Raw genomic sequence first — 8748 nt, forward strand, 5'->3', positions numbered from 1 at the left:
GATGGCGCTGGTCCTGCAGGGCTCGCTCCTGGTCCGCCACGCCCCGGCCGCTGTCGCCGACGCCTTCTGCGCGACCCGCCTCGGCGGCGACTGGGGACACGCCTTCGGCACGCTCCCCGCCTCCGCCGACCTGGACGCGATCCTCAACCGCGCCCTGCCGGTTGGCAGTTGATCCTGCGCGGAAGCCTAAGTGTCTAGCTCCGAGAGGTCTCCGCGACATCGGCGGAGACCTTCTCGGCGCCGATCCGGCGGATGCGTTCGGTGCCCCACGCCCCGAGGGAGGCCAGGGCGGCGTTGAGCGAGACGCCGTGCTCCGTCAGGGAGTACTCGACCTTCGGCGGCACCTCGCGGTACACCTCACGATGGACGAGCCCGTCTTCTTCCATCTCCCGCAGATGCTGAATCAGCATCTTCTCGCTGACGCCCGGCAGTCCGCGGCGCAGCTCGGCGAACCGGCGGACCCCGTAGTGGTCCAGCTCCCACAGGATCAGCGACTTCCACTTGCCGGCCACCACGTCCATGGCCGCGTCGATGCCGCAGAAATAGGGACCACGTCGTGCCGAAGTCGCCATCCGTCCCCCAAAAACCAAGACCCAAAGCCCAAGACCGAAGGGGTACTTACCAACAGGTGAGTACCCGACTAATTAGTCCGTACTGGTCAACCCTACCGGCCGCGGAGAGGATCGAACCGAACCGCAAACACGAGGGGAAACGCCGGAAATGACGACCGACAACAGTGTCCAGGTGAGTGTTCTCGGGCTGGGTGCGATGGGCACCGCCCTCGCGGGCGCCCTGGTGAAGGCCGGATACACGACCACCTGCTGGAACCGCTCTCCCGGGAAGGCCGACGAACTCGTCGCGCAGGGCGCGGAGGAGGCCGCCACGGCCCGTGACGCGGTCCTTGCCGGCCGACTGGTGATCGTGTGCCTGTTGGACCACGCGTCGGTCCATGAGGTGCTCGACCCGCTCTCCGACGAGCTGGCCGGACGAACCCTGGTCAACGTGACCACGACGTCCCCGGCGCAGTCACGGGAGTTCGCGGACTGGGCCGCCCAGGCGGGGGTCGCGTATCTGGACGGCGGAATCATGGCCGTGCCCGACATGATCGGCCGGCCCGGGTCGTCGATCCTCTACAGCGGATCGGCGGACGTCTTCGACGAGTACAAGCCGCTGCTCGAACTGTGGGGTACCACTACCTACTTCGGTGAGGACGCCGGGCTGGCGTCCCTGTACGACCTCGCCCTGCTCGCCGGCATGTACGTCATGTTCGCCGGATTCCTGCACGGCGCCGCCATGGTCGCGCCGGCCGGTGTGACGGCGGGCGAGTTCGCCGCGCTGGCCGCGCCTTGGCTGACGGCCATGACCGGCGGCTTCCACGGGTTCGCCGAGGTCGTCGACGGCGGGGACTACACGGTGGCCGGGCAGCAGAGTCTCGTGTTCTCCGACCTCTGTGACCTCGTGGCCGCCAGCGCGGACCAGGGCATCGGCACCGAGGTGGTCGACATGGTCCAGCGGCTCGTCCGGCGCCAGATCGACGCCGGGCACGGAAATGAGGGCTTCGCCCGGATCATCGAGAGCATCAGGCAACCGGCCTGAGTCGGGCGGGCGGGGCGCCGGCGGCCGGACAGGGGACTTCACCGGCCGGACCTCCTGCCGCCGGGGTCCCGCGGCCTACAGTGGTGCGCCCGGGCAAGCAGTGGGTCTGCCCAGGTAGGAGGTGGGCGCGATGCACGTCGAGGACGTCCCGCCGGCCCCCGCGGGAACCAGTCGCAGCACGTCGGCCACGATCCAGCCGAACATCCTGCGCTATCTCACCTCGGTCGCCTTCGAGCGCGGTGTCGACCTGCGGCCGCATCTGGAGCAGGTCGGCCTGAGCGAGGCGCTGATGCGTTCGGCGGCCCTCAGGGTCTCCTACCGTCAGGGCAGCGCGGTGATCCGGCGGGCCCTGGAGCTCACCGGTGACGAGCACCTGGGCATGAAGGTGGGCGCGGCGCAGCACCTGACCGCCTGGGGGCTGCTCGGCTTCGCGCTCATGGCCGCGGAGAACCTGCGGCAGGCCGCCGAGACCGGGGTGACGTACCAGAACCTGTCCGGGGCGATGGTGGTGTGGTCGGCCGGCGAGGAGGACGGCGGTTTCGCCATCCGGGCCGACCTGCCCGATCCCGCCATGGATCCGGGTGTCGCCGTCTTCCTGGTCGAGGAGGCACTGACCTCCGCGGTCACGCTGGCCCGGTTGACCGTCGGCCCCGAATTCGGCCCGCGTGTCGTGGAGTTCGCCTTCCCCTCACCGGCTCACAGCGACCCGTACGGTCCCTTCTTCGGATGTCCCGTCCGCTTCGGGGTCCCGGTCAGCCGTGTCGTCATCGACCCTGTGTGGGCCAGGGCGCCGATGCCGGGCCGGGATCCGGTGACGTTCGCGTCGGCGTTGGAGACGCTCGACGAGCAGATGGCCTCGCGTCGGCACCACCAGGAGTTGCTGGAGGTCATGGAGATCTCGATCGCGCAGAGCCTCCCGGTGGTGCCGTCGTTCGCCGAGCAGGCGCGTCGGCACGCGGCCAGCGAGCGCACGCTCCGGCGCCGGCTGGCCGACTGCGGCACCACGTACGAGGCTCTCGTCGACGGAGTGCGCAGGGAGCGCGTCGAACAGTTGCTGCGGCGCCCGGAACTGACCCTGCGTGACATCGCCCATCAGGCCGGATTCTCCGACGAGCGGACCCTGCGCCGAGCGGTTCGCCGCTGGCACGGCACCTCTTCACGGCGGCTTCGGGAGGAAATGCTGGGCGCCGAGGGGCCGGACCGGGGCTGACGCCGGAGGGGGCGCCACGGACGCCCCCGTACGGACCCGTGCCCGGCGGGTCGGTCAGCGGCTGCGGATCCAGACGGTCTTCTCCCTGGTCCACTGTTCGAAGGCGTTCGTGGACTTCTCCGCGCCGCCGAAGCCGGACTCCTTCCAGCCGCCGAAGGGGGTCGTGATGTCGCCTTCGCTGTAGGAGTTGACCGAGACGACCCCGGCCTGGATGCCGCGGGCCAGACGGAGGGCGGCGTCGAGGTCTCGGGTCCACACGGAGGCCGCGAGACCGTACGCGGTGGCGTTGGCCAGGGCGATCGCCTCGGTCTCCGAGGTGAAGGTCTGCAGCGTCACGACCGGCCCGAACAGTTCCTTGGTGAGGACGTCGCTGCCTTCGGGGGCGTGGGTGACGACGGTCGGCGGGTAGTAGGCGCCGCGCGGCGGCAGACCGTCGGGCAGGCCCGCGGTGTGGATGTGGGCTCCGTCGGCGCGGGCGGCCTCCACGGCTCCCGCGACCCGGTCGAAGGCGGCACGGTTGATGAGCGGGCCCATGTGCGTTCGGGGGTCGGCCGGGTCGCCGATGACCAGCTCCCTCGCGGCGACGGTGAACCGCGCCAGGACGTCGTCGGCGATGCTCCGATGGACCAGGATGCGGGAGCCCGCCGTGCAGTTCTGGCCCATCGTCAGGAACGCGGCCTCGATCATGCCGTCGATGAGGTCGTCCCCGTAGGCGAGGGCGTCGGCCATCAGCACCTGGGGGCTCTTGCCGCCCATCTCCAGCGAGACGCGCTTGAAGTTGGTCTCGGCCGCGTCCTTGAGGATCCGCCGCCCGGTGTCGGTGGACCCGGTGAACGACAGCGCTCCGACGAGGGGGCTGCGGGCCAGGGCGGTCCCGGTGACCGGGCCGTATCCGGGCAGGACCGTGAGAACGCCGTGCGGGAGGCCGGCCTCGGCGGCGAGCCCGGCCAGGTGGAGCGCCGAGCGCGGGGTCGCCTCGGCGGGCTTGACCAGCAGGCAGTTTCCCGCGGCCAGCGCGGGCCCGACCTTCCACGCGGTCATGGCCAGCGGGTAGTTCCACGGCAGGATCGCCGCGACCACGCCGATGGGCTCCCGGGTCGTCAGGCCCAGGCTGTCGGACCCGGTGGGGGCAACGCGGCCGAAGACCTTGTCGGCCGCTTCGGCGAACCAGCGGATCGACTCGATCGCACCGGGCACGTCACCGGCCCGGCACTCGGAGATCGGCTTGCCCGCGTCCTCGCTGTCCAGCCGGGCCAGCAGCTCGGCGTCGCGTTCCATCAGACCGGCCAGCCGCAGCAGCACCGCGCTCCGCCCGCGGACCGGCAACCGCGACCAGACTCCCGAATCGAAGACCTGTTGGGCCTGCTCCGCGGCCTTGGCGACGTCCTCGGCCGTCGCGGCGGGGAGCGTGGTGTTCAGCTCCCCCGTCGTGGGGTTGAGAACGCGCAGTACGGACCGGCTCTCCACTGTGGTCATGCCTCCTCCACCAGTTCCCATCGGTCGTCGATCCGGCACGCCAGCCCCCTGCGGCGCAGGTCCTCCAGATAGCGGGCCATGCCGCGATCGCCGCGCTTGCGGAACAGGGGGAAGAGCCTGGGCAGCAGGTTCGGCGCGAGCATCGCGAAGCGGACGAGCCACGACTCGCCGGACCGGGCGTAGGCCTCCAGGCGGGGCCTGTCCAACAGGCTGACCACGGCCGCCACGACGTCGGCGGGCTGCTGCGGCGGGTCTTGGAACTGCATGGAGTTTCCGCCGTCGACGGCCTCCTGGCGCAGCATCCGGGTGTCGGTGGCCGACGGGAGCACCGATCCGGCGAGGATGCCCTTGCTCCTCAGGTCGAGCCCGATGGAGAGCATCGCGCCCCGCAGTCCGAACTTCGAGGCCGTGTAGATGGGGGTCTCGCCCAGTGGGAAGATCCCGCCGAGGGAGACGGTGGTGACCACGCGGGCGTCCCGGGAGGCCTGGAGCGGCGGGATCGCGATCCTGGTCGCGATCAGCGGGGAGATCAGGTTGAGCGTGATCTCCCGTTCGATGCTCTCGACGCTGCGGACGTCGAAGCGTTCGGCGCTGGTCATGCCCACGTTGTTGACGAGGACGTCGAGCCGGCCGTACGTGTCGGCGACCAGGTCGAAGAGACGCTCCACCTGGGCGCGGTCGAGGACGTCGCAGCCGATGCCCAGGTGTCCGGTGCCGGGCAGCTCGTCGGTGGTCTTCTCGGCGCGGGCCGCGTCGATGTCGACGACCACGCAGCGGGCACCGCCGGAGGCGAAACGGCGGCACATCGCGCTGCCGATACCGCCCGCGCCGCCGGTCACCAGCATGACCTTGTCGGTGAAGTCGAAGCCGCTCACGACACCACCTCCGCACGCCGCGGGGACCTCACCGGAGGCGGCTGCCCCTCGGTGCGCCAGCCCATCCGGGCCGCGATCCTGCCGAGGTGCTTCACGATGGTCGCGCTGTCGACGTAGCCGGTGTGACGGGGCGAGTCGACGAACTTCAGGCCCCCGGTCAGATCCGGTCGGTCGTTGCGGATCATCTGCGCGAAGCGCTCCGCGTTCGGCAGCCCGTGCCGCGAGTCGTGGACGTACCCGGCGATCAACTGCGCCTGCGTGTCGAAGAGTTGGTACGCGCCGGAGTTGGTCTCGATGAAGCCGACGCCGAACAGCCCCCGGTGTTCGCGGGAGAACGACGACAGGTACAGGTCGGGGTGCTGTTCGTCGCCGAAGTACCTCTGCGCGACCGGCACCTTGTGCAGATAGCCGGTGGCCATCAGGACGAGGTCGAAGTCGTCGCTCGTGCCGTCGGTGAAGTGGACGGTGCTGCCCTCGGCGCGGGCGATCCCCGGTTTGGCGGTGATGTCCCCGTGCTGGAGGTGGTGCATCAGCATCGAGTTGACCGCGGGGTGCGTCTCGAACAGCCTGTGGTCCGGCTTCTGCAGGCCCAGACGCCTCGGATCTCCGTTGATGACCCGCAGGAGGCTGCCGAAGATCACCTGCTCCAGCCACATCGGCAGCTTCGGCCCGCCGGCCGCGATGGTGTCCACCGGCCGCCCGAACAGATGCTTGGGGATGAACCAGTAGCCGCGCCGCATGCTGATCACCGCGTGGTCCGCGCTGCGGGCCGCGTCGCAGGCGATGTCGCAGCCGGAGTTCCCCGCGCCCACGACCAGCACCCGCTTCCCGCGCAGTTCGTCCGCGCTGCGGAAGCCGACCGTGTGGCGGACCTCGCCGGTGAAGTTCCCCGGCAGCTCGGGGAGGTTGGGGTGCCACTGTGCGCCCGTGCACACCACGATCTCGCCGTGCACGCTCTGCCGCCCGTCGGCACGGGTGACGGTCCAGGTCCCGTCCGCGTTCTTCTCGACGCCCTCGACCTCGACGCCGAACTCGATCCGGTCCGTCAGACGGTAGGCGTCGGCGAACGACCGCAGGTACGACAGGATCTGCCGGTGCGGCGGATAGTCCGCGAAGTGGTCGGGCATCGGCCAGCCGCCGAATCCCGAGAGCGTCCTGCTGGAGATGAAGTGGGCCGACTCGTACATCGGACTGCCGGGATTGTCGATGTCCCAGATACCGCCGGGCCCGGTGTGCCGCTCCAGGTGCGTGTACGGCAGGTTCCTCTCGGCCAGGGCCCTCGCGACCGCCAGCCCGGCAGGTCCCGCCCCGATGACACAGGTGTCGTACTGGGTCTTCTCCACGAGCCCGCCTCCTTTCTCCTCGCACTTCGCCGGTGTTGCCGGAAACCTATGCACCGGGCGCTCGGCGCGAACTGGTCCGCGCGGCCACGGAGGGGACCGTGGCGGCCAGACGTCTGCCTCCCTGGGCCCGGGCCCAGCACCGGCCGGTGACAGGCCCGGCCGAAGGCCTGTCCCGAGCCTTGCCGCCCTCGCGTCCCGGATCTAGACTCGACTTCGAACTGAAGTGGGTTCAGTTACCTGGATCCGACGGCTCACGGACGGGAGCGAACGGCATGCTGGGTTCTCTCGACGGCAAGACCGCCCTCGTCACCGGGGCGGGCCAGGGCATCGGACGGGCGATCGCCGTGGAGTTCGCCCGCCAGGGGGCCTCGGCGGTCGCCGTCGCCGACCGGAACGAGGAGACCGCCGCCGAGACGGCCGAGCTGGTGCGCGCGGCGGGGGCGAAGGCCGAGTCGATCGTCTGCGATCTGCGGGTGCGCGACGACATCGAGGCGATGGTCACGCGTTCGGCGGAGCGGTTCGACGGACTGGACGTGCTGGTCAACAACGCCGGGGTGATCGAGACCACGTTCACGGCCGACCCCGGCCGGAGCGTCGACACACTCGCCGAGGAGGTGTGGGACGCGGTCTACGAGGTCAACCTCAAGGCCGCGTGGCTCACCACCAAGTACGCGGCGCCCTTCCTACGTGCTTCCCGGCGTGGCCCGGCCATCGTGAACACCGCGTCCGTCTCCGGTCTCACCGGCTTCCCCAACGCCCCCGCCTACGGTGTCACGAAGGCGGGCGTCATCCATCTGACCAAGGTCACCGCAGTCGATCTCGCCCCCGTGCGCTGCAACTGCTTCTGCCCCGGCGTCATCGACACGCCGCTCGCGCAGGACTTCTTCACGGCGGCCGCGGACCGTGACGCGCTGGAACGGGAGCTGACCGCACCGCAGTTGGTGGACCGGCTCGGACGGCCGGAGGAGGTGGCCCGGCTCGCCTGCTTCCTGGCGTCCGACGACGCGGCGTTCATCACGGGCTCCACGTATGTGATCGACGGCGGCGCGCTGGCCTGGCGCGGCGTCAAGGGCTGAGCACGTGGGAGACGCGATGGAAGCGAGACTGGCCGGGAAGGTGGCGCTGGTGACCGGCGCGACTGGAGGAATCGGCGACGCGGTCGTACGGCGGCTCGCGGCCGAGGGGGCCGCGGTGGTGGTGACCGATGTCGACGCGGACCGCTGCGCGAAACTCGCCGAGGAGGTCGGGGGCGGTGCCGTGGGCCTGGCCCTGGACGTCACCGACGAGTCGGCCTGGGAGGCGGTCGTCACCCGCGCGACCGCCGAGCTGGGCCGCCTGTCCGTGCTGGTCAACAACGCCGGCATCGCCGCGATGGGCACCGTGGAGACGGAGACCCAGGAGACCTGGGACCGGGTCATCGGCGTGACCCAGACCGGTGTCTGGCTCGGCATGAAGCACGGCGGCCCGGCCATCGAGCGCTCCGGCGGCGGCTCGATCGTCAACGTCGCGTCGATCTTCGGCACGGTCGGCGGCTTCGGCGCCCAGTTCTCGTATCACGCGGCCAAAGGAGCCGTACGTCTGATGACGAAGAACGCCGCGCTGCACTGGGCGAAACGCGGCGTACGGGTCAACTCCCTGCATCCGGGCTTCATCGAGACGCCCCGCTCCCGTGAACTGTGGCGCGACACGCCCCGGTTGGCCGCCATGCTCGACGGCACCCCGCTCGGCCGCCTCGGCACACCCGAGGAGGTCGCGGCGACCGTCGCGTTCCTCGCCTCCGACGACGCGAGCTTCATGACCGGCTCGGAGCTGTACGTCGACGGGGGCTGGACGGCGCGATGAGTGGGACCTGACCGGGCGGTCCCGCCATACGGGCCGTGCGACCCCCCGTGCCGCAGCGGGCGTGGTGGGTCGCACGGTCCGGCTCAGCACTGCGGAATCTGTGACTTCCAGGTGCCCGGGACGCCCGTGTCCAGGTACCAGTCGTTGACGTAGCCGCCGGCGCTCCCCGTGGAGACCTTCATCCAGTAGCGGTAGCCGTCGCCGTCCGCGTCCAGGTCGCCGGTGGTCCAGCAGTTGACCTCCAGCCACTGCCCGTTGCCCCAACGGGCCACCGGCGTCGCGCCGTAGTTCGGTACGGTACGTATCACCAGGGCCGAGCCCGGGTCGATGCCTGTCACCTGGGCGCAACGGGCCGGGTCACCCGGACCTGCGCCGGGGCACGGACGCGGCGCGGCCTGGGCGGGCC

8 protein-coding genes and 2 pseudogenes are annotated in these 8748 nt (G+C 70.8%); 5 read left to right on the forward strand and 5 right to left on the reverse strand.

The genetic code is table 11. From position 1 onward, the window contains the following. Positions 1–172, forward strand: a pseudogene (locus O3Q52_RS42750) (DNA alkylation response protein); the annotation flags it as partial. A gap of 22 nt (positions 173–194) precedes the next feature. Here O3Q52_RS42750 and O3Q52_RS42755 read toward each other — a convergent pair. Next, positions 195–572, reverse strand: coding sequence for a helix-turn-helix domain-containing protein (locus O3Q52_RS42755; RefSeq protein ID WP_269653932.1), 378 nt, complete (start codon positions 570–572; stop codon positions 195–197). A gap of 148 nt (positions 573–720) precedes the next feature. Between O3Q52_RS42755 and O3Q52_RS42760 the strand changes: the two genes are divergently transcribed. Together O3Q52_RS42760 and O3Q52_RS42765 are read left to right on the forward strand one after the other, a co-directional pair. Then, on the forward strand, positions 721–1596 hold the full coding sequence (locus O3Q52_RS42760) for an NAD(P)-dependent oxidoreductase (RefSeq protein WP_269653933.1): 876 nt from the start codon (positions 721–723) through the stop codon (positions 1594–1596). A gap of 130 nt (positions 1597–1726) precedes the next feature. Beyond that, positions 1727–2806, forward strand: coding sequence for an AraC family transcriptional regulator (locus O3Q52_RS42765; RefSeq protein WP_269653934.1), 1080 nt, complete (start codon positions 1727–1729; stop codon positions 2804–2806). Between the two features lie 54 nt (positions 2807–2860). On the opposite strand, the gene O3Q52_RS42770 is transcribed toward O3Q52_RS42765, so the two are convergent. Genes O3Q52_RS42770 through O3Q52_RS42780 form a run of 3 tightly spaced genes read right to left on the reverse strand, consistent with a single transcriptional unit; the run spans position 2861 to position 6500 of the window. Further along, positions 2861–4282, reverse strand: a complete 1422-nt coding sequence (locus O3Q52_RS42770; RefSeq protein WP_269653935.1) for an aldehyde dehydrogenase family protein — start codon at positions 4280–4282, stop codon at positions 2861–2863. Further along, entirely contained in the window at positions 4279–5157 is an 879-nt protein-coding gene (locus O3Q52_RS42775) for an SDR family oxidoreductase (RefSeq protein ID WP_269653936.1), read from the reverse strand. The genes O3Q52_RS42770 and O3Q52_RS42775 overlap by 4 nt, the downstream gene beginning before the upstream one ends. Then, positions 5154–6500 (reverse strand): NAD(P)/FAD-dependent oxidoreductase, encoded by a 1347-nt coding sequence (locus tag O3Q52_RS42780; protein WP_269653937.1) that lies wholly within the window; start codon positions 6498–6500, stop codon positions 5154–5156. The genes O3Q52_RS42775 and O3Q52_RS42780 overlap by 4 nt, the downstream gene beginning before the upstream one ends. Positions 6501–6772: 272 nt before the next feature. Between O3Q52_RS42780 and O3Q52_RS42785 the strand changes: the two genes are divergently transcribed. Then, positions 6773–7576 carry an SDR family NAD(P)-dependent oxidoreductase gene (locus tag O3Q52_RS42785; protein ID WP_269653938.1) on the forward strand — a complete coding sequence of 268 codons (804 nt, stop codon included), beginning with the start codon at positions 6773–6775 and terminating at the stop codon, positions 7574–7576. 16 nt (positions 7577–7592) lie between these two features. Further along, entirely contained in the window at positions 7593–8342 is a 750-nt protein-coding gene (locus O3Q52_RS42790) for an SDR family NAD(P)-dependent oxidoreductase (protein WP_269653939.1), read from the forward strand. An 83-nt stretch (positions 8343–8425) separates the two neighbouring features. Here O3Q52_RS42790 and O3Q52_RS42795 read toward each other — a convergent pair. Continuing rightward, positions 8426–8748: pseudogene (locus O3Q52_RS42795) on the reverse strand (hypothetical protein); the annotation flags it as partial.

The sequence above is a fragment of the Streptomyces sp. ActVer genome (assembly GCF_027270795.1).
GTDB classification, from domain to species: Bacteria; Actinomycetota; Actinomycetes; order Streptomycetales; family Streptomycetaceae; genus Streptomyces; species Streptomyces umbrinus_A.